At 60.6% G+C, this 23,779-nt stretch carries 18 protein-coding genes and 1 pseudogene; 7 read left to right on the forward strand and 12 right to left on the reverse strand.

Annotation, left to right across the window (positions count from 1 at the left end; all coding sequences use genetic code 11):
- Positions 1-1,086 carry an aldose epimerase family protein gene (locus BSU04_RS04070; protein ID WP_089159385.1) on the reverse strand — a complete coding sequence of 362 codons (1,086 nt, stop codon included), beginning with the start codon at positions 1,084-1,086 and terminating at the stop codon, positions 1-3.
- A 12-nt stretch (positions 1,087-1,098) separates the two neighbouring features.
- Complete coding sequence (locus BSU04_RS04075; RefSeq protein ID WP_089159386.1) at positions 1,099-2,307, reverse strand: XylR family transcriptional regulator; 1,209 nt, start codon at positions 2,305-2,307, stop codon at positions 1,099-1,101.
- A 243-nt stretch (positions 2,308-2,550) separates the two neighbouring features.
- On the opposite strand from BSU04_RS04075, the gene xylA reads away from it, so the two are divergent.
- The 5 genes from xylA to BSU04_RS04100 all read left to right on the forward strand — a co-directional run bounded on the left by xylA (position 2,551) and on the right by BSU04_RS04100 (position 12,973).
- Positions 2,551-3,867 (forward strand): xylose isomerase, encoded by a 1,317-nt coding sequence (gene xylA / locus BSU04_RS04080; protein ID WP_089159387.1) that lies wholly within the window; start codon positions 2,551-2,553, stop codon positions 3,865-3,867.
- A gap of 265 nt (positions 3,868-4,132) precedes the next feature.
- Positions 4,133-5,161 (forward strand): D-xylose ABC transporter substrate-binding protein, encoded by a 1,029-nt coding sequence (gene xylF, locus BSU04_RS04085; protein WP_089159388.1) that lies wholly within the window; start codon positions 4,133-4,135, stop codon positions 5,159-5,161.
- A gap of 81 nt (positions 5,162-5,242) precedes the next feature.
- Positions 5,243-6,799, forward strand: a complete 1,557-nt coding sequence (gene xylG, locus BSU04_RS04090) for a D-xylose ABC transporter ATP-binding protein (RefSeq protein ID WP_089159389.1) — start codon at positions 5,243-5,245, stop codon at positions 6,797-6,799.
- Entirely contained in the window at positions 6,796-7,995 is a 1,200-nt protein-coding gene (locus BSU04_RS04095) for a sugar ABC transporter permease (protein ID WP_089159390.1), read from the forward strand. Before xylG ends, BSU04_RS04095 begins: the two co-directional genes overlap by 4 nt.
- Before the next feature lie 103 nt (positions 7,996-8,098).
- Positions 8,099-12,973, forward strand: a complete 4,875-nt coding sequence (locus BSU04_RS04100) for an NAD-glutamate dehydrogenase (RefSeq protein WP_089159391.1) — start codon at positions 8,099-8,101, stop codon at positions 12,971-12,973.
- Positions 12,974-13,033: 60 nt separating this feature from the next.
- On the opposite strand, the gene tdh is transcribed toward BSU04_RS04100, so the two are convergent.
- From tdh to BSU04_RS04145, 9 genes are all read right to left on the reverse strand, one after another.
- Entirely contained in the window at positions 13,034-14,062 is a 1,029-nt protein-coding gene (tdh, locus tag BSU04_RS04105) for an L-threonine 3-dehydrogenase (protein WP_089159432.1), read from the reverse strand.
- A gap of 25 nt (positions 14,063-14,087) precedes the next feature.
- Positions 14,088-15,287 carry a glycine C-acetyltransferase gene (locus tag BSU04_RS04110; RefSeq protein WP_089159392.1) on the reverse strand — a complete coding sequence of 400 codons (1,200 nt, stop codon included), beginning with the start codon at positions 15,285-15,287 and terminating at the stop codon, positions 14,088-14,090.
- A gap of 234 nt (positions 15,288-15,521) precedes the next feature.
- Positions 15,522-16,784: an MFS transporter gene (locus tag BSU04_RS04115; RefSeq protein ID WP_089159393.1), complete on the reverse strand. Its 1,263-nt coding sequence runs from the start codon at positions 16,782-16,784 to the stop codon at positions 15,522-15,524.
- A gap of 315 nt (positions 16,785-17,099) precedes the next feature.
- Positions 17,100-17,897: a lysine/arginine/ornithine ABC transporter substrate-binding protein gene (locus BSU04_RS04120; protein WP_089159394.1), complete on the reverse strand. Its 798-nt coding sequence runs from the start codon at positions 17,895-17,897 to the stop codon at positions 17,100-17,102.
- 142 nt (positions 17,898-18,039) lie between these two features.
- Positions 18,040-19,101, reverse strand: coding sequence for a GlxA family transcriptional regulator (locus BSU04_RS04125; protein WP_089159395.1), 1,062 nt, complete (start codon positions 19,099-19,101; stop codon positions 18,040-18,042).
- A 16-nt stretch (positions 19,102-19,117) separates the two neighbouring features.
- A complete protein-coding gene (locus BSU04_RS04130) occupies positions 19,118-19,909 on the reverse strand; it encodes an ABC transporter ATP-binding protein (RefSeq protein WP_089159396.1) in 792 nt (263 codons plus the stop codon).
- A gap of 94 nt (positions 19,910-20,003) precedes the next feature.
- A complete protein-coding gene (locus tag BSU04_RS04135; protein WP_089159397.1) occupies positions 20,004-20,717 on the reverse strand; it encodes an ABC transporter permease in 714 nt (237 codons plus the stop codon).
- A gap of 35 nt (positions 20,718-20,752) precedes the next feature.
- Positions 20,753-21,442, reverse strand: a complete 690-nt coding sequence (locus BSU04_RS04140) for an ABC transporter permease (RefSeq protein ID WP_089159398.1) — start codon at positions 21,440-21,442, stop codon at positions 20,753-20,755.
- Between the two features lie 390 nt (positions 21,443-21,832).
- The gene (locus tag BSU04_RS04145; RefSeq protein WP_089159399.1) at positions 21,833-22,339 is read right to left on the reverse strand and encodes a metal-dependent hydrolase; all 507 of its coding nucleotides are present in this window, start codon (positions 22,337-22,339) and stop codon (positions 21,833-21,835) included.
- Between the two features lie 134 nt (positions 22,340-22,473).
- Between BSU04_RS04145 and BSU04_RS04150 the strand changes: the two genes are divergently transcribed.
- Positions 22,474-22,758 carry a hypothetical protein gene (locus BSU04_RS04150; RefSeq protein WP_256982127.1) on the forward strand — a complete coding sequence of 95 codons (285 nt, stop codon included), beginning with the start codon at positions 22,474-22,476 and terminating at the stop codon, positions 22,756-22,758.
- Positions 22,759-22,771: 13 nt separating this feature from the next.
- Entirely contained in the window at positions 22,772-22,951 is a 180-nt protein-coding gene (locus tag BSU04_RS47340; protein WP_256982137.1) for a hypothetical protein, read from the forward strand.
- 20 nt (positions 22,952-22,971) lie between these two features.
- On the opposite strand, the pseudogene BSU04_RS04155 reads toward BSU04_RS47340, so the two are convergent.
- A pseudogene (locus BSU04_RS04155) lies at positions 22,972-23,533 on the reverse strand (superoxide dismutase); the annotation flags it as partial.
- Positions 23,534-23,779: the final 246 nt, after the last annotated feature.

Raw genomic sequence — 23,779 nt, forward strand, 5'->3', positions numbered from 1 at the left:
CTATTGCTGCAAGCCCAGCCGATACCACGTGACTTGCCGGTACGGTTCACCGGGCCGCACGATCACGCTGCCCGCGTCCGCCATGTTGACCTGATTCGGGAACGCGCCAGCCTGGAGACACAGGCCGGCGTGCTTGCCGTAACGCCGTCCGTGCCGTCCCACGATGCCATCCAGATGATTGCCGGTATAGAACTGCACGCCGGGCGCGTTGGTTCCCATCGTCAACTCGCGGCCACTGCCAGGGTCGTAGAGGCGCACGACGGGCTCGAGCGTCTTGCCGTTTTCACCTACGACATAACAATGATCGAAGCCGCCTGCACGCGCGAGCTGATCGTGCGGCCAGTCGAGCCGCGCGCCGAGCGGAGCGCTTGCGCGGAAATCGAACGCATGGCCCGCGACCTGAGCGCGGCCTTCGGGGATCAGGGCGGCGTCGACTTCGAAGAATGTGTCGGCGTCGATGGAGATCACGTGGCCGCGGATATCGCCGGTTTCGTCGCCGGATAGATTGAAGCAGGCATGGTTCGTCAGGTTGAGCGGCGTAGGCGCATCCGATACCGCTTCATACGCGAGCGTCAGCGTGCCGTCGTCGTCGAGCGTATAGCGAAGTGTGGTCGATACATTGCCGGGGAAGCCCGCGTCGCCCTCCGGCGATTCATGCGTGAGGACCAGTCCGCCAGCCACTTCCCGAGCGTCCCAAAGTGACCGGTGAAAGCCTGCTGCGCCGCCATGCAGCAAGTTGTCGCCCTCGTTGCGATCAAGCGAATAGGCGACGTTGTCGAGCGCGAAGCGCGCGTTTTCGATGCGGTTTGCCCAGCGCCCGATCACGCCGCCCAGATAAGCATGGCCGGCGAAATATTCAGCGGGCGTGTCGTGACCCAGCAGGACATCAGCCACGCGTCCCGCGCGATCGGCGGTATTCCACGAGACCAGCGTCGCACCGAGATCGCTGATTGCGACGCGCATGCCATGCACATTGCGCAGCGTGAACAGGCGCGCAACATCACCGCCGGGCAACTCTCCCCAGCGTTCGACACTGACGCGCGCGGAGCCTGGGCGGAGAGGGGTGGGCATATCAGCGAGGTTCATAAAAAGCGGGGATCAGCCGGGTTGTGCACAGGGCGCGACCGGCAGGCGCTCCTGGTATTCGCGCGGCGTACAGTCCAGCTCGCGGCGGAACACGGCGTACATGTATTGCAGCGAAGTGAAGCCGCAGCGGATGGCGACTTCGGCGCTGGATAAATCGTGACGTGCGAGGAGTTGCTTCGCGACCTCGAGCTTGTGATTCAGTATCTCCTGATGCACGGTGCAGCCGAGTTCGCGGCGGAAGTGATCCTCCAGCGACGAGCGCGATACGCCCACGTAATCAGCTACTTGTTCGGTCTTGATGCCCTGGCATCCGTATTGCCGGATGTAGTGGCGCGCGCGCATGACATAGGGGCTCGACACCGGTTGATGACGAGTGGATTCAAGCACGTTGATGCCGACTGGCGGCACGAGGATGCGCCTGCCGTGAAAGCGTGCGCCCCCCAGCATCTGGTGCAGCAAATGGGCCGCTGTTCGGCCCATTTCCTCGGTCCCCTGAATGACGGAAGACAACGGAATGCGGGTGAGCGAGCGTGTCAGCGGATCGTTGTCTATGCCAATGATGGCTACTTGCTCAGGCACGGGAATACCCGATATGAGGCACGCCTGCAGCAGGTGCCGCGCGCGTGCATCGGTCACGGCGATCACGCCCACGGGCTTCGGCAAGCTCTCGAGCCACGACGTCAGTTGCGCGCTCGCCTGACTCCATACCGGCGCGCTCGTTGGCAGGCCGCGATGAATATCTGCTTGCAGCCCATCAGCCGCGAGCAGCGCCTTGAAGGCCAGTTCGCGTTCTTGCGCCCAGCGGTTTTCGGCGGATTCAGGCAGGCTGTAGAGCGCAAAACGCTGCAAGCCCGCGCCGATCAGATGCGTGTATGCAAGCGAGATCAGCTTCGCGTTGTCGGTTGCAATATAGGGCAGCCTGGCTGGATAACATGCCGGGTCCGAATAAGAAGAACCCACGGCGACCACAGGCAGTTGCGAATCTCCCAGCGCTTCGGCCACGCCTGGGTCGTCGAAATCCGCGATGATGCCGTCGCCTTCGAAGCGTTCGATACCGTTTAGCCGACAGCGAAAGTCCTCCTCGAGGAAGAGATCCCATGCCACTCGCGTCGACAGCAAATAGTTGCCGATGCCGGTAATGACCCCGCGGTCATACACCTTGTTCGCGTTGAACAGGAGCGCGATCCGATGTGAAGCCTGGGCGGTCTGTGGTCGTGTCATCGAACTCCGGACGGTGCATGCCGCAGTGCCGCGAGATGCCCATCGTCTCCGTTGCAGCGCAATATGCGCCTGTTTTTTACGCGAGTCTTTTTAGCGTTCGCTGATTCTAGGCCAGCGCACCGGCCGCCCGCCAGCCCGATTTTTACTTAGCTGAAGAAACACCATCAGCACTGGCGGATTTCGCAATTGCTCGTTGCGCGACGATGCTGGCAGCATGGTGTCACATTAAAAGAAGGAGACGCCATGTCGTATTTCGAACATTTGCCGGCGGTGCGCTATGAAGGCCCGCAGTCTGACAATCCTTTTGCCTTCCGCCATTACGATCGCGACAAGCTGGTCCTCGGCAAGCGCATGGAGGATCACTTGCGCCTCGCCGTCTGTTACTGGCATACATTCGTATGGCCGGGCGTCGACATGTTCGGGCAGGGCACTTTTCACCGGCCGTGGCAGCAGCCCGGCGACGCAATAGAAAGAGCGCACGTAAAAGCCGACTCGGCGTTCGAATTCTTCTCGAAGCTGGGTGCGCCGTATTACACCTTCCACGACACCGACGTATCGCCCGAAGGCGACAGCATCAAGCACTACGTCAACAACTTCAAAGGCGTCACGGACTATCTGGCGGCCAAGCAGGAGAAAACCGGGATCAAGCTGTTGTGGGGCACGGCGAACCTGTTCTCGCACCCGCGTTACGCTGCGGGAGCCGCGACCAATCCGAACCCCGAAGTGTTTGCGTTCGCGGCCACGCAGGTGTTCCAGGCACTTGAAGCCACGCATCGGCTTGGCGGAGAAAACTATGTGTTGTGGGGTGGCCGCGAAGGTTACGACACGCTGCTCAACACCGATCTCAAGCGCGAACGGGATCAACTCGGGCGTTTCCTCAACATGGTGGTGGAGCATAAGCACAAGACGGGTTTCAAGGGCGCGTTGCTGATCGAGCCGAAACCGCAGGAGCCAACCAAGCACCAGTACGACTACGACGTGGCGACCGTCCACGGTTTTCTCGCGCAGTTCGGTTTGCAAAATGAAATCCGCGTGAACATTGAGGCGAATCATGCAACGCTCGCAGGGCATTCGTTTCATCACGAGATTGCGACGGCTTACGCGCTAGGCATCTTCGGCAGTGTCGATGCGAATCGTGGTGATCCGCAGAACGGCTGGGACACCGACCAGTTTCCGAACAGCGTTGAGGAGTTGACGCTGGCGCTGTATGAAATCCTGCGACATGGCGGCTTCAGCTCCGGCGGCATGAATTTCGATGCGAAGGTACGACGCCAGAGCGTGGCGCCCGAGGACCTGTTCTTCGGGCATATTGGCGCAATCGACGTCATAGCCATCGCGCTTGAACGGGCCGCCACGCTGGTCGAGAACGACAAGCTTGCCGAGTTCAAGACCCAGCGTTATGCGGGCTGGGACACGGAATTCGGCCGCAAGATCCTCTCGGGCGGCTACTCGCTGGAGTCGCTGGCTATCGATGCGCTGGGACGTCGTGTTAACCCTCAGCATGTGAGCGGGCAACAGGAGCAGCTTGAAAATATCGTAAACAGGGCGATTTATAAGTGATGCGCTGGCTTAGCGAGATCACGAAGAAACTGCATTGAAAATCATTAAGCGGCCCGGCTGATTTCGCAATTGAGTTAAAGGCGAATAAAGGCCCAAGCTAACGACAAATCAAAGAGACGACCAACCCGCAAAACCGACGACCGCGAACATGGATTCGCGGCGCAAGCAGTAGATTCCGCCGACGTCCCTTCTCTCGCACATGCGTTGCCCTGAGCGGCCACGCAGGGAGACGCATCGGCTAGTCAACCATAAAAAGGAGTGAGACATGAAGTCTGCAAAACGCCGTGCCGTGCTCGGATCGCTGGTCTGTGGAGCGATGTTCGCCAGTTTGACCGTACTTCCTACCCTGGCTCATGCAAGCAAGGACAAGCCTGAAATTGGCTTCTGTATTGACGATCTCCGGGTCGAGCGCTGGTCGCGCGACCGCGATTATTTTGTCGCCGCCGCCACGAAGCTGGGCGCCAAGGTGTCCGTGCAATCCGCCGATGCCAGCGAAGAACGGCAGATATCGCAGATTGAGAACCTGATCTCGCGAGGTGTCGATGTCATCGTGATCGTGCCGTTCAATTCGAAGACCCTCGGCAACGTGGTGGCCGAAGCGAAGAAGGCGGGTATCAAGGTGGTGTCGTACGATCGCCTGATCCTCGATGCCGATGTGGACGCCTATATCTCCTTCGACAACGAAAAGGTCGGCGAAATGCAGGCGCAGGGTGTCTTCAATGCGCAGCCTAAGGGTAACTACTTCATGCTCGGCGGCGCACCGACCGACAACAATGCGAAAATGTTGCGTGAAGGGCAGTTGAAGATCCTGAAGCCGGCCATCGATCGCGGCGACATCAAGATTGTCGGCCAGCAATGGGTGCCGGAATGGAGTGCCGCGACCGCGCTGCGCATCACCGAAGACGCGCTGACTGCGAATAACAACAAGATCGATGCCATCGTGGCGTCCAACGACGGCACGGCGGGCGGCGCTATCCAGGCGCTGGCCGCGCAACACCTCGCGGGCAAGGTGCCTATCTCCGGCCAGGATGCTGACCTTGCGGCAGTCAAGCGGGTGGTGGACGGCATGCAGACCATGACCGTCTATAAACCGCTGAAGCTGATTGCGGGTGAGGCGGCCAAACTGGCGGTGGACCTGGCGAAAGGGCAGCAACCGGCCTATAACGCGAAATACGACAACGGCATGAAGCAGGTCAACACCGTGTTGCTGCAGCCGACGCTCCTGACCAAGAGCAATGTCGACACCGTGGTAAAGGACGGCTTCTATACGCAGGCCCAGTTGGCAGGCAATTAAGACGCGTTAAGCGTCATGCCGGGCGTGAGGGCCGCTGGTTAGGGGCCCTCACGCTGATTCACTGTCCAGGATAAAAACCGCATGGCAAACGCGCTGCTGGAAATGCACGGCATCGTCAAGACGTTTGGCGGTGTGAAGGCGCTCGATGGTATCGACCTCGTGGTCTCGCCTGGGGAATGTGTTGGTTTGTGCGGCGAGAACGGCGCAGGCAAATCGACACTGATGAAAGTGCTGTCCGGCGTCTACCCGCACGGTACGTGGGAAGGCGAAATCCTCTGGGAAGGTGAGCCTTTACGAGCATCTACCATCCGCGAAACCGAGGATGCCGGCATTGTCATCATCCATCAGGAACTCATGCTGGTACCGCAGTTGTCGGTGGCGGAGAACATCTTCCTCGGCAACGAAATCACATTGAGCGGCGGCCGGATGAACTACGCGGCCATGTATCAGCGCGCCGACGAATTGCTGCGCGAGCTGAACATCAGCGGCATCAATGTGGCTCAGCCCGTGATGAACTACGGCGGCGGTCATCAGCAACTGATCGAGATTGCCAAGGCGTTGAACAAGCGCGCGAAGTTGCTGATTCTGGATGAACCTTCGTCGTCCCTGACCGCGAGCGAAATACGGATCCTGCTCGACATCGTGCGCGACCTGAAGAAACGCGGCGTGGCGTGCGTGTACATCTCGCACAAGCTCGACGAGGTGGAAGCGGTCTGCGACACCATCACGGTGATCCGGGACGGCAAGCACGTCGCCACGCAGCCCATGAAGGATCTCAGCACGAACAGCATCATCTCGATGATGGTCGGCCGGGAGATCAAGAACCTGTTCCCGCGCGAGCCGCATGACATTGGCGAGGTGATCTTCGAGGCCCGCCACGTCACCTGTTTCGATGTGACCAACCCGCGGCGCAAGCGCGTGGATGACGTCTCGTTTTCGCTGCGCAAGGGCGAGATTCTCGGCGTCGCCGGGCTGGTCGGCGCAGGGCGGACCGAACTGATGCAGGCTATCTTCGGCGCTTACCCGGGCATCAGCGAGGCAAAGGTTTATCTGAACGGCAAGCGCCTCAAGATCAAGACCCCGGCCAATGCGATCGATGCCGGTATTGGCATGGTGCCTGAGGACCGCAAGCGCCACGGCATCGTGCCGCAACTCGGTGTGGGACATAACATCACACTCGCGGTGCTGAATCGTTTTGCGAAGGGCGGGCGGATTGATTCCGCTGCCGAGCTCGATACCATCCATACAGAAATGAAGCGGCTTTCCGTACGTGCCGCCACACCTATGTTGTCCATCGCGAGCCTGTCCGGAGGCAATCAGCAGAAGGCGGTGTTGACCAAAATGCTGCTGACCGACCCAGCCATTCTTATCCTCGATGAACCCACGCGCGGCGTCGACGTAGGCGCCAAGTTCGAGATCTACAAGCTCATGTTCGCGCTGGCCCGCCGCGGCGTGTCGATCATCGTGGTGTCGTCGGAACTGAATGAAGTGCTCGGCGTGAGCGACCGCGTGCTGGTGATAGGCGAGGGCCAACTGCGCGGCGACTTTATCAATGAAGGGCTCACGCAAGAACATATCCTGGCGGCCGCTATCCGCGCGACCCCACAGACAAACCCTTTTCAAGCGAGCGTCGCATGACTCCTGACGTCACCTCGTCGAGCAAACGCAGCACCACCGGCGGCGCGAGCATTACATCCGGGCAGCGCTTCAAGCAGCTTTTCACGCGTTACAAATTGCTCGCGCTGCTGCTGGCGGTAACCGTAATCTGGATATTCTTTTCGCTCCTCACCGACGGCGCGTTTGTCACGCCCCGCAATCTTTCGAACTTGCTGCGGCAAATGTCGATCACGGGCATGCTCGCGTGCGGAATGGTGTTCGTGATCATCTCGGGCGAGATCGATCTGTCGGTCGGCGCGTTGCTTGGTTTGCTCGGCGGCGTGGCCGCTATTCTCGATGTCTCGCATCACTGGCCGATCCAGTTCACCGTGCCGGCGGTGATGCTGCTCGGCATTGCAATCGGCATGTTCAACGGGTGGTGGTCGACGTATCTGCGGGTGCCGTCGTTCATTGTCGGGCTTGGCGGCATGCTCGCGTATCGGGGTGTGTTGCTGGGCGTGACGGGCGGGTCGACGATCGCGCCGGTCTCCAGCAATCTGGTGTTCATTGGGCAGGGTTATTTGCCGCGCATGGCGGGCAATGCGCTTGCAGTCGTGCTGTTTGCGTTGCTCGTCGCCTTGACCGTGCGCCAGCGGCAGAACCGTCTGCGTTACAACTTGGCCGTCGTGCCGCTTTGGCAGGACGGCGTGAAGATCGTGGCGGCGGGGCTCGTGCTGGTCGCGTTCGTGACCACCCTGAACCAGTACGGCGGCATTCCCGTGCCGGTGTTGCTGCTGCTGGCATTGCTCGGTATTTTCACCTATATCGCTACGCAGACTGTGTTCGGCCGGCGCATTTATGCGGTGGGTTCGAACCTTGAGGCAACGCGTTTGTCGGGCGTGAATACGAACCGCGTGAAGCTGATGATCTTCGCGTTGATGGGCCTGATGTGCGCGCTTGCGGGGCTCGTCAACACGGCCCGGCTGGCAGCCGGGTCGCCGTCGGCGGGAACGATGGGCGAGCTCGATGCCATTGCCGCGTGCTTTATCGGCGGGACGTCCATGCGCGGTGGTTCCGGGACCGTCTATGGCGCATTGATCGGGGCACTGGTCATGGCGAGCCTGGACAATGGCATGTCCATGCTCGATGTCGATTCGTATTGGCAGATGATCGTGAAGGGCGGCATTCTTGTGCTCGCGGTGTGGATCGATGTTGTCTCGGGCTCCAATCAGCGTTAGGGTCGGGGTCTGAGGGTTTGCGCGAACGGTGCTTCCGGCGCTCAAGTGTCACAAGACTTGGCGCATAATCCGAGCACCGTACGTGCCAGATCCGGGAGACGACATGCTGACCAAGAGCGAAGAACGCGTTGCGCACCTTCTCACCGATGTAGTCGACTTTGCACGGGGGCGGCTTCCAGAGCCCGCGTTCAATGTCGTTGAACCACTACTGAGCCACTACTACGAGCTCGCGGACCCTGAAGACGTCCAGAGCCGCGATATAGCCGATCTCTACGGCGCGGCCATGGCGCACTGGCAGACGGCGCAAAAATTCACCACGGGCCGCGAAGTCCTGCGGGTATACAACCCCAACCTCGAACAGCACGGCTGGCATTCCGATCACACGGTGGTCGAGATCGTCAACGACGACATGCCGTTCCTCGTCGACTCGGTCACCATGGCGGTCAACCGCCTCGGCCTGGCGATGCATTCCGCCATTCATCCGGTGTTCCGTGTCTCCCGCGATGCAAGCGGGGCGATCACGCGTATTGCGTTGGGTCACATCGACGGCGGCGATCCGCAATCGCGCCTCGAATCGTTCATCCATTTTGAAGTGGACCGCTGCGGCGAAGCCGCAAAACTCGACGAGCTGCGCGGTGACATCGCGCGCGTGCTCGGCGACGTACGTGCTTCGGTGGAAGATTGGCCGAAGATCGTTGAGGTTGCACGCGCGACCATAGGTGAAATGAAAGCGCGTGAGACCAGCGCCGACGGTGTCGAGGCTCGCGCGTTCCTGGAGTGGATGGTGGCGGATCATTTCACCTTCCTCGGGCACCGCGACTACGAACTCATTACGCAAGATAGCGGGTTTGCGCTGCGCGGCGTGCCAGGCTCCGGCGCAGGACTGCTGCGCGAAAGCCTGCGTCCACCCGCAGCCGATAACGTGACGCCGTTGCCTCCCGCCGCCGCGGCCATCATCAATGGGTCCGCGCCGATTTTCCTGACCAAGGCCAATTCGCGGGCAACCGTGCATAGGCCCGGTTATCTGGATTATGTTGGCGTGAAGCGCGTTGGGGCAGATGGCAAGGTCATTGGTGAACGGCGGTTCATTGGCTTGTACACGTCCACCGCGTATCTGGTCCCCACGTCCGAAATCCCGATCGTGCGGCGCAAATGCGCGAACATCATCAGGCGTGCCGGCTTTCTCGCCAAGGGGCATCTGCATAAGTCGCTAGTGACCGTGCTCGAGCAGTATCCACGCGAAGAGCTCTTCGAAGCGGATGAGGACGACCTGTTCGATATCGCGCTCGGCGTGCTGCGTTTGCAGGAGCATCAGCGCACACGGCTGTTCGTGCGGCGAGACAGGTTCGACCGCTTTGTCTCGTGCCTCGTTTTCGTGCCACGCGACAAGTTCAATACGGACCTGCGCAAACGCATCGCGAACGTGCTCATGAAAGCGTTCAACGGCAAGAGCATCGAGTTCACGCCGCTGTTGTCCGAATCTCCGCTCGCGCGCATCTATATCACCGTGCGCTCGGATAAAGGCGCCATGCCCGAAGCCGATACACGTGAACTCGAGCAACAGATCGTGCAGGTTGCGCGCCGCTGGCAAGACGATCTCGCGGACGCACTGGTCGACAGCTTTGGCGAAGAGCAGGGCAACCGGCTTCTGAATCGATACGCGGATTCGTTTCCCGCCGGATATCGCGAGGATTACCCGGCTCGCACGGCGGTACGCGATATCGAATTGATCGAACAGACGCAGGTGAGGGCGGGCGGTCTCGCGATGAGCCTATACAGGCCGATTGAAGCCGGGCGGCGCGCGTTTCGCTTCAAGGTGTACCGGGTGGGAGACCCGATCGCGCTCTCGCATAGCCTGCCGATGCTGGAGCACCTTGGCGTGCGCGTTGATGAAGAACGGCCGTATCGCATTGAGCCGCTGGGTGCCCCCCACGCATGGATACACGACTTCGGGCTGGAGCTTGCCGACGACGTGGAGTTCGACATCGATCGTGTCAAGGAACTGTTTGAGAACGCGTTCGCAAGCGTCTGGACTGGCGAAGTTGAGAACGACGGCTTCAACCGGCTGGTCTTGCGCGCGCAACTCGGCGCCCGCGACGTCACGATCCTGCGCGCTTACGCGAAGTACTTGCGGCAAGTGGGCTCGACGTTCAGCGACGCCTATATAGAACGTGCTTTGACCGGCAACCCGGCCATCGCCCGCAAGTTGCTTGAGCTGTTCCTGGTGCGCTTCAATCCGGCTCTTCCCGGGGCGCTCAGCGATAACCCTCAAAGTCGTGAGCTTCGCGACGCCCGCACGCAGCATGTGCTGGCCGACATAGAAACCGCGCTCGACAACGTGCCGAATCTCGATGAAGACCGTATCCTGCGGCAGTTCCTGGGCGTCATCAACGCAACGGTACGAACCAATTATTTTCGTAAGGATGACGAAGGTAAGGCCAAGCCTTACCTGTCATTCAAGCTCGATCCGTCGATGGTGCCGGGCCTGCCTGAGCCCAAGCCAATGTTCGAGATCTGGGTCTATGCGCCGCGCGTCGAAGGCGTTCATTTGCGTGGCGGCAAGGTGGCGCGAGGCGGCTTGCGATGGTCGGATCGGCGGGAAGACTTTCGCACTGAAGTGCTCGGCCTCATGAAGGCGCAGATGGTGAAAAACACCGTGATCGTGCCCGTAGGATCGAAGGGTGGCTTCGTGGTGAAGAACCCGCCGCCGGTCGCTGATCGCGAGGCGTTCGCGCGTGAAGGCGTCGCATGCTACCAGATGTTCCTGCGTGGTCTGCTCGACGTGACGGACAACCGCGTGGCGGGTGTTATCGTGCCGCCGCCGGATACCGTGCGCCATGATCCCGATGACCCCTACCTCGTTGTCGCCGCCGACAAAGGCACGGCCACGTTCTCCGACTATGCGAACGCAATCGCTCGCGAATATGGTTTCTGGCTGGATGACGCGTTTGCTTCAGGCGGCTCGGTGGGCTACGACCACAAGAGAATGGCGATCACCGCACGCGGCGCGTGGGAATCGGTTAAACGGCATTCTCGCGAGATGGGCGTGGATACCCAGACAACAGATTTTACCGTGGTCGGTGTCGGCGACATGTCGGGTGATGTATTCGGCAATGGCATGCTGCTCTCGCGTCACATCCGCCTGATCGCGGCGTTCGATCATCGCCATATCTTCCTCGATCCGGAGCCTGACACCGCCGCGAGTTTCACCGAGCGCGAGCGCTTGTTCGCACTACCGCGATCAAGCTGGGCAGACTACGACGCCACGCTGATTTCAGCCGGAGGCGGAATATTTCCGCGTACGGCGAAAACGATCGCATTGTCGGCGCAGGTTCAGGCCGCGCTCGGTGTAACGGCAGCAACGCTTGCACCGAACGAGTTGATCCGCGCGATCCTGCTGGCAGATGTGCATTTGCTCTACAACGGCGGCGTCGGCACCTACGTCAAGTCGACGCGTGAGACAGCTGCGCAGGTCGGCGACCGCACCAACGACGCTGTACGCGTCAACGGTTCCGAACTGCGTTGCAAGGTCGTGGCCGAAGGCGGCAACCTTGGCGTGACGCAGCTTGGCCGGATCGAATATGCGCAGCATGGCGGGCGTATCAACACAGATGCCATCGACAACTCCGCAGGCGTCGACTGTTCGGACCATGAGGTGAACATCAAGATCCTGCTGGGCCTCGTGGTGGCTGACGGCGAGATGACTGAAAAGCAGCGTAACGCGCTGCTTGTCGAGATGACCGATGAAGTCGGCCTGCTCGTGCTGCAGGACAACTACGCGCAAACGCAGGCGTTATCAATTGCGAACCGCTACGTGGCCGAGATGCTTGACGGCGAAGCGCGATTGATGCGCTGGCTAGAGCGCGCGGGCCGGTTGAAACGCAAGATCGAGTTCCTGCCATCGGACGAGGACATCGCCGAGCGTCAGGCGGCCAGGCTTGGGCTCACGTCGCCCGAGCGCGCGGTGCTGCTGGCTTACAGCAAGATGTGGCTCTACGACGAACTGCTTGCCTCCGACGTTCCCGAAGACTTGCTGGTTGCAGGCATGCTGCCCGACTATTTTCCGCTGCCCCTTCAGGCGCGCTATAGCGAACCGATGCAGCGCCATCCGCTCAGGCGCGAAATCCTCGCCACGCATCTGACGAATGCGCTGATCAACCGGGTTGGATGCACCTTCGTGCATCGATTGATGGAGGAAACCGATGCGTGTCCCAGCGACATCGTGCGTGCCTGCATCATGGCGCGCGATGTATTCGATCTGAACCGGATCTGGCGCAGTATCGACGCGCTCGACAATCGAGTCGCAGACGAAATGCAGGCGAAAATGTTCGTCGATGTCGTGCGTTTGCTGGAGGGTGCAACGCTTTGGTTCCTGCGTCATTTGAAGGGTTCGACGCAGGACGCTGGTCTCGCAGTCGAGCGTGTCGCGCGTTGTCGCGAAGCGGCGCAAAGGCTTGCACCGCAGTTGCCGGCCTTGCTCCCTACCGGCGAACTCGAAGAATGGACAGAGCGGCGCCGCGTGCTGGAGGAGGCGGGTGTCGACGAGCTACTGGCGGCGCAAGCGGCGAGCGGAGAGATACCGACAGCCGTGCTCGATAGCGCCGAAGTAGCGGCAAGTTGTGACCGTAGCCTTGAGGTTGTCGCGAGCGTTTACTTCGCGATCGGCACGTTGCTGAACTACGGCTGGATCGCCGAGCGAGCGATGGCGTTGCCCGCCTCCACTCACTGGGACTTGCTCGCACGGGCGGCTGCTTTGGAAGAGCTCGCGCGGCTCAAGCGTGCATTGACAGTCAGCGCGCTTGAACAAACACGCGATATCGATACGCCTGAGGTGATCGTTGAAAACTGGCGGTCCAGAAGGGAAGCCGCGGTCGAACGTTACGCGCGTTTGCTGGCGGAATTGCGTGCGACAAGTGGTGCGAGTCTTTCGATGCTGCTGGTTGTGGTCCGCGAGATAGCGACACTGGAACGTGCGTAGTCGCATGGGCCGAAGTCATGGACATGACTCCGGCCCGGCAGCGTCAACCCGTGAATCAACTCAAACGGTCCAGTCCAGAATCACCTTGCCGCTCTGGCCTGAGAGCATGGTCGCGAACGCTTCTTCATAGTCGTCCACCGCGAAGCTGTGCGTGAGGATAGGGGAGAGATCGAGTCCGCTTTGCAGCATGGCGACCATCTTGTACCAGGTCTCGAACATCTCGCGGCCATAGATGCCCTTGATCTCCAGCCCTTTGAAGATCACCTGGGTCCAGTCGATCGCCATGTGCGCGGGCGGGATACCAAGCAACGCCACCTTGCCGCCGTGATTCATCGCTTCGAGCAGCCCTGTGAAAGCGCTCGGCACGCCGGACATTTCCAGCCCCACGTCAAACCCCTCCGTCATGTGCAACTCGGCCATCACGTCGCGCAGTGACGTTTCCGATACATTGACCGCACGCGTCGCCCCCATCTTGCGGGCAAGCTCCAGCCGATAGTCGTTCACGTCGGTGATCACCACGTTGCGTGCGCCCACATGCTTGGCGATTGCGACGGCCATGATGCCGATGGGTCCGGCGCCGGTGATCAGCACATCCTCGCCGACCAGATTAAACGACAGCGCAGTATGCGTCGCGTTGCCGAATGGATCGAAGATAGCGGCGAGATCGTCGGAAATGTCGGGTGGGATCTTGAACGCGTTGAACGCCGGAATCACAAGAAATTCGGCGAATGCACCAGGACGGTTGACACCTACACCAACCGTATTGCGACAAAGATGCCGGCGCCCTGCACGACAGTTGCGGCAGAACCCGCAGGTGATATGACCTTCGCCCGACACCCGGTCGCCGATCGCGAAGCCACGCACTTCCTGCCCCATCTCCACGATCTCGCCAACATATTCGTGACCCACATGCATGGGCACGGGAATTGTCTTCTGCGCCCACTCGTCCCATTTCCAGATATGGATGTCGGTGCCGCAGATGGCCGTGCGCGTGATGCGGATCATCACGTCGTTATGACCGACTTCAGGCTTCTTGACACGCGTCAGCGTCAGCCCGGGGCCACGTTCCAGTTTTGCCAGTGCTTTCATGATTGTCTCGATTGGTTCCGATGCTTCAGATGATGCCCAGTGAACGGCCGACGCGCGCAAACGCATCCACCGCGCGATCGATCTGCGCCGGCGTATGCGCGGCACTCATCTGCGTGCGGATACGGGCGCGGCCTTTTGGCACCACGGGGAACGAAAACCCGATCACGTAGACACCTTCCTGCAACAACGCGTCTGCCATGCGCGACGCGACCTGGGCATCGCCCAGCATCACCGGGATGATCGGATGTTCGCCGGGCACGAGCGTGAAACCGAGCTTGCTCATGGCGTCGCGGAAACGGGCGCCGTTGGCGCGCACGCTGGCGCGCAACTGGGCGCCTTCGTCGCTCGCCAGCAGTTCGAGCACCTTGAGCGTGGCGGCGGCAATGCTGGGCGTAAGCGTATTGGAGAACAGATAGGGGCGCGAGCGCTGCCGCAGCAACTCGACGATCTCGCGGCGCGCGGCCACGTAACCGCCTGACGCGCCGCCCAGCGCCTTGCCCAACGTGCCTGTGATGATGTCCACGCGAGACAACACGCCGCAATGCTCAGGCGTGCCCCGTCCGTGCTCACCGATAAAGCCCACCGCGTGGGAGTCGTCGACCATGACCATTGCACCGTATCGATCGGCGAGCTCACAGATGCCGGCGAGATTCGCGATGATGCCGTCCATCGAAAACACGCCGTCGGTGGCGATCAGCTTGAAACGCGCGCCGGCAGCATCCGCTTCGCGCAGCTTCGTCTCAAGGTCGGCGAGATCGTTGTTCTTGTAGCGGTAGCGCTTGGCCTTAGACAAACGCACGCCGTCGATAATGCTCGCATGATTGAGTTCGTCGCTAATGATCGCGTCGGACTCGTCGAGCAAGGTTTCGAACAGGCCGCCGTTTGCATCGAAGCAACTCGAGTACAGGATGCAGTCGTCGGTTTGCAGGAAGGTGGCGAGCGCTTGCTCGAGTTCCTTGTGCACGGTCTGCGTGCCGCAGATAAACCGCACCGACGCCATGCCGAAACCATCGCGGTCGAGGCCCGCTTTGGCGGCTTCGATCAGGCGGGCGTCGTCGGCGAGACCGAGATAGTTGTTCGCGCAGAAGTTCAGCATCGCGGCGCCGCCCGCGAGCCGGATGTCGGCCGATTGCGGACTCGAGATCACGCGCTCGGTCTTGTAAAAACCGTCAGCGCGAATCTGATCGAGGGTACTGCGCACATGCGCAAGATAAGAATCATGCATGGATCATGCTCCTAAGTAATACGGTGACCGCAACGTGTGAGTGCACGGCAATGCCGTTTCGCTGCTGCAGCTGCCAGTATGAAGGAAAATGCCATTCGCGCGAACGTTCGGGGCGCTGACCGATGTTGTAGCAGCGCCAGCCGGCCTCCATGACCGTTCACATGATTCGATGCCAGGGACGAGAGATACACGGCGGTGCCAACGAGCTATTCGGGTTTGCCCCAGCGTTGCGAATCACTCCAGCGCGACCCCGCGCAATTCCGGAATCAGGAAGAGCGTTGCAAGCAGATCGAGAATATAGATCGATGCCAGCAAGGCGATTGCCGTGCCGAACGAGTAATGCGTGGCGAGCGCTCCGATTGCGAGCGGACCGAAACCGCCTACCGCGCGCCCGATGCTCCACAACACGTTTTGCGCGGTGCTGCGCGCGTGCGTTGGATAGAGTTCGGCCATCAGCGCACCGTAACCACCCATCATCCCGTTCACGAACAAGCCCATGAAAATGCCGCCGATCAGAAGCGCATTCGGGGTGCTGAGCGTCGAGTAGACAAACACCATGATCAGTGCGCCGACCTGATAACCGATGAAGGTCGGTTTGCGCCCAATGCGGTCCGACAGCTGGCCGAAGATCCAGATGCCGGCGAGCATGCCGAGGATGGATGCACCGGTCCAGATCGCCGACTTGGTGAGCGTGTAGCCGAACATCTTCGAAAGGTAAGCCGGCATCCATACGATCAGGCCGTAGTACCCGAAGTTCTGAACCGAGCAAAGGATGATCACGCCGATGCTGTGTTTTGTCGTGGACTTGTCGCGAAACAAGGTCTTGATCGGGAACTCGCGTTTCTTCGCGGCTTGCGTGCGCACGAACAGCTCGGACTCACCGATAGCCTTGCGGATCACGAACGACCCCACTGCGGGAAACAGGCCGACTACAAACATGCCGCGCCAGCCGATATGCGGCAGCAGCAGCGGCGTGACCACGGCCGCCGCGAGGACGCCCAGTTGCCAGCCCATGCCGACATACGACGACACGCGGCCGCGCTGGTCCGCAGGCCATGCTTCGATGGCAAGCGCCATGCCGATACCGAACTCGCCGCCTAGTCCGACGCCTGCAATAAACCGGTAAACGAGCAGATCGCCATAACCGGTTGCCAGCGCGCAGAGTCCTGTAAAGAGCGCGAACAGCAGGATGGTGTAGGTCAGTACGCGAACGCGGCCGAGATAGTCGCTCAATATGCCGAAGCCCACGCCGCCCACGACCCCGCCAGTGAGTGTCCACGTGACCAGCGATCCGGCTTGAGAACTCGTCAGGCCAAGGTCGGCGGAAATCAGGTTCAGCATGAAGCCGAGGATGAGCAGGTCGAAGCCGTCCATCGCATAGCCTGAAACGGCTGCGATCAACGCCCGAACGGGGCTGTGCGTGCCGACCACGCAAGGCGCACCGGAGTTGGCCGGGACGTCGAGCGGTTCGGCACTGTCCTGCTTGTAGCTTGTCATGAAGGATGGGCTCCGTGCGAATGGCAGTGACCCTGCCAATGCACTCTGGTGTCGAGCCGCGGCTGATCGTGATGCAGCGGCGCGCCTGCGCCGGTCCGCTCGAAGATCAACCCGTGAACTCGAGGCCTGGTGTGAGCCCGTGATGATACAGCGCGCCGTGCACGATCAAAAAAGGTGCACGGCCGTGATACTCGTTGTGATGTGACTGAAAGGCTGCCGGAGTATGTTTCCGGTCGATTCACGCCAGGCATCATCCTGGTGCCCGGCGCGCGCCTTCGAACCGCTCCCTCGCCGCCGGGCCAATGGCGAAGCGGTTTACTTCACAACGACTTTCACGTCGAAGTACTTCGACCCCAGCTTGTCGATGGTGCCGTCAGCCTTCAGATCCGTGAGCGCCTGATCAAGAGCATCTTTCAGCGCGTGGTTATTCTTGGCCACGCCAAAACCTACGCCCGCGCCCAGGAGTTTCTCATCAGCCACGGCGCCTCCGGCGAACGCGAAGCCCGCACCTTGCGGCGTCTTCAGAAAGCCCTTCGATGCTGCTTCTGCATCCTGGAACGCTGCATCCAGACGACCGGCTGCCAGGTCCGCATAAATTTGGTCCTGCGCCTGATACGACACTACGTCAATACCCGCTGTCGCCCACTTGGCCTTCGCGTAGGTTTCCTGGATCGACCCTTGCAGCACGCCAACGTGCGCACCCTTCAAGCCGTCGACCGTGGGCAGGATCTTGCTGCCTTTCTTCGCGATCAACTGGTTCGGGATCGAGTAGATCGGATTCGTGAAGTTGATGGCCACCTTGCGCTGGTCGGTGATGGTCATATCCGAATTGATCGCGTCGAACTTGCGTGCCTGCAAGGCCGGGATCAGGCCGTCGAATGAGTTCTCGACCCAGACGCATTTGACCTTGAGCTTCGCGCATACGGCGTTGCCGACATCGATGTCAAAACCGATCAGCTCGCCGCTCGGCGACTTCGATTCGAACGGCGCGTACGAAGCCTCGACGCCAAAGCGAATTTCCTTGAGATCCGCTGCGTGCGCGCTTGATACGGCGAATGAGGCGCCGAATACGGTGGTGGCGGCAACCGCGAAAGCAGCGACTTTGTGATTCATCCAATAAACGTTCTTCAACTCATACCTCTCAAGGGTGGGGCGGTGATTTTAATCGTTGGCAAGGTCAACGCCCGCGAACGCGAGACGGAGGCCATGTGCAAGCGGCCAAGAAGGAACTTCAAACGGCACTTCAAAAAGGACTTCAACCGGTGTCACGCGATGAACCGAGCAACGCGCCGCCACGCGGTTCATCCGGGGCCTGGCCACTGTGCTTTTCGATCCAGTTGCGGCGTTCCTCACGGGGAGTCACGCCGAAGCGATCGCGGTAAGCATTGGAAAAATGCGCCGCCGACGCAAATCCGCACGCGAGGCTGATCTGCACCACCGACTTGCTGGTGCGCTGCAATTGCGTGCGGGCTTTGGTCAGGCGGAGGTTGACGTAGTACTTCGACGGCATCGCGCCGAGGTACTGTCGAAACAGCCGTTCGAGCTGGCGCCGCGAGATGCCGACAAGTCCTGCGATTTCATCGGTGGCGAGCGGGTCTTCAATGTTCGCTTCCATCAGTTGCAGGGCGTCGTTAAGCCGCGGATGGCGTTCCCCCGGCGCGGTCACGAACGGAATGCGCTGACGCTCTTCGCCCGAGCGCAACACGCCGATGCCAAGCGAGTCGGCGATCCGTTCCGCCAGGTCCGCGCCCTGGTCGCGGGCGATCATCGCCAGCATGAAGTCGACGGTCGCCTGGCCGCCAGTACACGTCGAACGATCGCGGTCGATTTCGAAGATCTGCTGCGTGACGATCGAGCGCTCGAACTCCTCGGCGAACTGCTGGTAGGTTTCCCAGTTCACCGCCACGCGGTAGGCGCTCAACTGGCCCGCCATCGCAAGCCACCAGACGCCGTGGTGAATGCCGGTTACGCGCGGCGTGCGGCTGCCCACGCGCGCGAGGCTTTGCAGGAACAGCCGGTAATCGGCGAATTGCTGATACCGCTCACTGACGACGATCAGCCAGTCACAACTGACGGCGTCGCCGAACGCGGTATCGGCAGGAAGCTGCGCGCCGCCCGCGAACGTCACCGGGCGTCCGTCCCACGAGCAGATCTGCCAGTCATAGAGCGCGTGGCCGTCGATCTCGTTCGCAAGACGCAGGCTGTCGAGGATCAGCCCCACGCCGCTCAAGGAGCAGGGCGGGAGGACCACGACTGCGACCTTGAGCGGCCTGGCGCCTGGGCTCGGACCTGGGCCTGCGCTCGCGCTCGGGTTCACGCTTAAGCTCACGTGCTTACTTGAGACTGCCGGAGAGGAACTGGCGCAGCCGCTCGCTCTTCGGTGCCGTGAGCACGTCGGCCGGCGCGCCTTCCTCTTCGGTGCGCCCCTGATGCAGGAACATCACATGGTTCGAGACGTTGCGCGCAAAGCCCATCTCATGCGTGACCACGATCATCGTGCGGCCCTCTTCGGCAAGCTTTTGCATCACCTTGAGCACTTCGCCGACCAGTTCCGGGTCGAGCGCCGAAGTCGGTTCGTCGAACAGCATCACGTCGGGATGCATCGCCAGCGCGCGCGCAATGGCCACGCGCTGCTGCTGTCCGCCGGACATATGCGAAGGATATTGCTTCTCGATGCGAGGTGCGAGCCCGACCTTCTCAAGGTACATGCGCGCGCGCTCCTCCGCCTCTTTCTTCGAGAGACCGAGCACATGTCGCGGCGCTTCCATCACGTTTTCGATAGCGGTCATATGCGACCACAAGTTGAAGTGCTGGAACACCATGGCAAGCTTCGTGCGCACGCGCTGCAACTGCTTGCGGTCTGCCACGTCATGATTGCCCGCGCGGTCGGCCTTGACGAGCACCGTCTCGCCATCCACCACGATCTGCCCCGCATTCGGCCGCTCGAGGAAGTTGATGCAGCGCAGGAACGTGCTCTTGCCCGAGCCGCTCGCTCCGATGATGCTGATGACGTCGCCCGCGCGCGCGGACAGCGATACGCCCTTGAGCACCTCATTGTCGCCGTAGCGCTTGTGAATGTCTTGCGCGACCAGTTTCGTCGCGGCATCTCTGGCGGTTAGCTCCAACTCATACTCCCGGGTGGTTGACTGAATTGCGGTTTGAACCAAGGTAATGCTTTAGCGAGCCGATTTTAAGCGACCACCGTCAACGGACGACCCTTCAGCGGCGACTTGTGCCCAGATACCCAAGCCAGCGCTTTTCCGCGCGCCGGAATGCGCCGATCAACACGAACGACACCGCCAGGTAGATCAACGCCGCAAGCCCGAACGAGTCGAACGATTGATAAGTGGCCGAGTTGGCGTCGCGCGCGACCTTCAGGATGTCCGGCACGGTTGCGGTGAACGCGACCGTCGTGGCGTGCAGCATGAGGATCACTTCATTACTGTACAGCGGCAGCGCGCGTCGCAGCGCGGAAGGCAGGATCACGCGCCGGTACACCGTGAAGGTGCTCATGCCATAGGCGCGTGCCGCTTCCACTTCGCCGTATGGAGTCGAGCGGATTGCACCGGCGAAAATCTCGGTCGTGTACGCGCAGGTATTGAGCGCGAAGGCCAGGATCGCGCAGTTGAAACCGCTGCGAAAGAACGCCTCGAGCAACGACTGCGAGCGTACGAACTCGAGACTGTACATGCCGGTGTAAAGCAGCAGCAACTGCACATAGAGTGGTGTGCCGCGAAACACGTAAGTGTAGAGGCGCACCGGTGTTGAGAGCCAGCGGTTCTTCGACACGCGGGCGCAGGCAAGCGGAATCGCCGCGACAAAACCGAGCGCGAGCGCGCACGCCAACAGCCACAAGGTCACGACAAGGCCCGAGGCGCGCATGCCGTCGGAGTAAAGAAACGGGCGCCAGTAATCGGCAAGTATCTGGATCATGATGGTCGCTTTTCCCTTTTTTGCTCAGAGGCCGCTCAGAGGTCGGCGTGCCGCACGCCCGTGGAATAGCGGCGTTCGAGATACAGCAGAACGATGTTCGAGACAGTCGTGATGGCGAGGTAGGCGGCGGCTGCGACCATGATGAAGAAAAACATCTTGTAGGTGCTTTTGCCGGCGTCTTGCGCGGCCTTGACGATATCGGCGAGACCGATGATCGATACCAGCGCTGTCGCCTTGATCATCACTTGCCAGTTGTTGCCGATCCCCGGCAGCGCGAAGCGCATCATCTGCGGAAACAGGATGCGCACAAACACGCGCACGCCGCTCATGCCGTAGGCGCTGCCGGCTTCCAACTGGCCGCGCGGCACCGCGAGAAACGCGCCGCGGAAGGTTTCGGTGAAGTAAGCGCCGTAGATGAAGCCGAGCGTGAGGACGCCGGCCGTGAAGGGATCAATGTCGAATTGCGCCAGGCCAAACGCATCGGTCAGGTTGTTGACCGCGATCTGGATGCTGTAGAAAAGCAGCAGCATCAGGACCAGGTCGGGCACGGCGCGGATCAGCGTGGTGTAGGCGGTGGCGATGCCGCGCGTGACGCGGTTGCCCGATAGCTTGGCGCTTGCACCGGCGAGCCCGAGCACGATGGATACCGCGAGAGACAGGACGGCGAGTGCAACCGTTTGTTTCGCGCCCGCCAGCAGCAGTGGACCATAGCCGTATAGGAACAAGTGCGTGTCTCCGTCTGTTGAAGGGATCGTGTGGACACGCGCCTTATGACGGCGGTGTTGCCCGGACGACTGGCGCCGATAGTGACCAGCGAAAATTAATTGCTCAAACGCGGTGAGGGTGTTTTATTGCGCTGCAACAATCGCGCGGATAGATGCGGATCGGGAGCAATGAACCACGGGGCAGGGGCTTTAGGTGCGTTGCGGGTTTCGTACGACATGATGCTCGGCGACGGACGGCGAGCGGAATCCACGGGTTTTGCGTCGCTTTTCCGATAGAAACAAAGGGGCCGGGAAAGCGCATCAGCAGGGGCTGGGCCGTGAAAATCCGCCGGTTCGATCGTGCGCGGATGAAAGGTCGATGGCGTGGGTACGGGTACGTCCTGCCTTCATTCAGAGCGCGTGCAGCAGCTTGAGCCCGTACATGCCGTGAAACCAGACGTGATCGACAGCCATGGCCGCCGCGATCCATGCCGCGCCGACGATCAACGCGTCGCATCGACCGCTGTTCCACCAGTTCAGGGAGTGTCGCGAGACGAGCCAAGGTACGCCGAGCGGGTTGGGCCAGTCGGCGAAGAGATGCATCAAGCCGCCGCATGCGAAGCCAAAACCGACGGCGGCCCATGGGTGGATGCCGAGAAAATGGTAAGAAACGGCGAGCAGTGCAACCCAGCCGACACCCCAATGCGTGAGCGTGCGATGGGTGATCCATAACTTTCGCGCCCGCGTCCACCAGGCTACTTCCAGCCAGTCCGGCGCGGTGCCGCCAAACACGCCCGCACAAAAGCTCAGTATCCCCCACACATGATAAGTACCGGCTGCGCCGGCTTTGCTGACGACTGCAGCGCCTATAAGACCTGCTGCCCACCCGGTCGCGTGATGCGCGTTGCTCGAAGCCATGAAGAGATGCCGCGTGTAGCGAATGAAATGAAGTCGCGCATGTTGACACAAGAGATGCGTATTGTGCGCAATGTCTGGGAGGGGGCCGGCACGTTCCGGTTGCAAGGCAAGGGGCGGGCGCGCGATTTGCTTGTATGAAGATATCGCCACTTTCTAACACGCCCATGTCCCGAATTGTCCTCACCGCTTTTTCCGTACTTGGAATTCTGCTGAACAGTACGACTTTTGCTGCGACGCGCGACGAGCAAACCGCAGCCTGCAAAGGCGATGCGCTTCGCTACTGCGCAGCGGAGATTCCGAATGAGCAAAAAATCACTGTCTGCATGAAGGCGCATCTTCAGCAACTCAGCCCTGAATGCAAGGCGATGTTCAAGCAACCAGCAACGAGCAAGCACAAGAAGGTGCCCAAGCCCGCGTGAACAAGGAGTAATCATGCTGACGCAGACGTTCGGAACGGTTGTCGCGTTGTTATCACCCGGCTTTGTCCGCCTGTCGGCCCTGACACCGGTAAGTGTCGTTCAGGGCTTTGGATCGGTTCTGGGCATCCTGGTTGGCATTGGGATCCCGCTGGGAATAGCAATGACGACCCGTAAGCAGCTCGAGAGACTTTGAGAGAGACTTTGAAAATTTGACGCGGAGATGTGCTCCGGCCAGTGATTCTCATACTTCAAATAATACGCATGCTCCCAGACATCCAGCCCGAGAATGGGCTGGTTGCCCGACGTCAATCTGCCATCAACGCACTGTCCTGATTGCCCGCATTTTCGACGACCCGACGGCCCTGCTTGTCGACATAAAGCCACGCCGAGCCGCTGCCAAAACGCGTTAGCGCAGCCTTCGTAAAAGCCTCCTTGAAAGCATCAAATCCGCCCAGGTCGGCGGCGATCGCGCGGGCCAGTTCACCTTCGGGTTCACCGCCGCCTTGCGGCGACATGACGGTCCGGAAAAGGCTGTGATTCGCATGGTCGCCGCCGTAATTGCGCACGGGCAATTTCAAAGGTTCAGGCAATGAATCGATTTGCACCACCAGCGCCTCAACCGGCATGTCCTGATACTCCGTGTCCTTAACCGCGGCATTGAGATTGTTGACAAGGTCCGATGGTGCTTCGTGTGATGAACCTCCATCGTGCGGGCATCGATGTGGGGTTCGCGTGCATCGAATGAATAAGGCAAGGCGGCCAACGTGTAGGGCATTGCAAGTTTCCTTTCCAGTTGGGGGTCTGAGTCAGTGCGGTATCGGGTTAGCGGCGCTTAAAGCAAGACAGCCGGCGCTGAGCGCGCGGGTCAGGAGCGGATGTGGTCCGTGCACGCGTAGGGGGTTCAGCTGAAGACTCGTTTTCCGCAATAGTCCGGATTTATATTTTATAAGTGATACTTATCAAATTTTCACCCCGAGATCCCATCTCGCTGCGCCTTAACCTTTCTTCCGGGTAAAGCCGA

The sequence above is a fragment of the Caballeronia sordidicola genome, from assembly GCF_002220365.1.
GTDB lineage: Bacteria > Pseudomonadota > Gammaproteobacteria > Burkholderiales > Burkholderiaceae > Caballeronia > Caballeronia sordidicola_C.

Coding starts and splice junctions, on each gene's coding strand:
- BSU04_RS04115 (WP_089159393.1), bottom strand. CDS start 16,784: ATGACAAGCTACAAGCAGGACAGTGCCGAACCGCTCGACGTCCCGGCC.
- BSU04_RS04145 (WP_089159399.1), bottom strand. CDS start 22,339: ATGGCTTCGAGCAACGCGCATCACGCGACCGGGTGGGCAGCAGGTCTT.
- tdh (WP_089159432.1), bottom strand. CDS start 14,062: ATGAAAGCACTGGCAAAACTGGAACGTGGCCCCGGGCTGACGCTGACG.
- BSU04_RS04095 (WP_089159390.1), top strand. CDS start 6,796: ATGACTCCTGACGTCACCTCGTCGAGCAAACGCAGCACCACCGGCGGC.
- BSU04_RS47340 (WP_256982137.1), top strand. CDS start 22,772: ATGCTGACGCAGACGTTCGGAACGGTTGTCGCGTTGTTATCACCCGGC.
- BSU04_RS04100 (WP_089159391.1), top strand. CDS start 8,099: ATGCTGACCAAGAGCGAAGAACGCGTTGCGCACCTTCTCACCGATGTA.
- BSU04_RS04070 (WP_089159385.1), bottom strand. CDS start 1,086: ATGAACCTCGCTGATATGCCCACCCCTCTCCGCCCAGGCTCCGCGCGC.
- xylF (WP_089159388.1), top strand. CDS start 4,133: ATGAAGTCTGCAAAACGCCGTGCCGTGCTCGGATCGCTGGTCTGTGGA.
- BSU04_RS04120 (WP_089159394.1), bottom strand. CDS start 17,897: ATGAATCACAAAGTCGCTGCTTTCGCGGTTGCCGCCACCACCGTATTC.
- BSU04_RS04075 (WP_089159386.1), bottom strand. CDS start 2,307: ATGACACGACCACAGACCGCCCAGGCTTCACATCGGATCGCGCTCCTG.
- BSU04_RS04135 (WP_089159397.1), bottom strand. CDS start 20,717: ATGATCCAGATACTTGCCGATTACTGGCGCCCGTTTCTTTACTCCGAC.
- BSU04_RS04150 (WP_256982127.1), top strand. CDS start 22,474: ATGAAGATATCGCCACTTTCTAACACGCCCATGTCCCGAATTGTCCTC.
- BSU04_RS04110 (WP_089159392.1), bottom strand. CDS start 15,287: ATGCATGATTCTTATCTTGCGCATGTGCGCAGTACCCTCGATCAGATT.
- xylA (WP_089159387.1), top strand. CDS start 2,551: ATGTCGTATTTCGAACATTTGCCGGCGGTGCGCTATGAAGGCCCGCAG.
- xylG (WP_089159389.1), top strand. CDS start 5,243: ATGGCAAACGCGCTGCTGGAAATGCACGGCATCGTCAAGACGTTTGGC.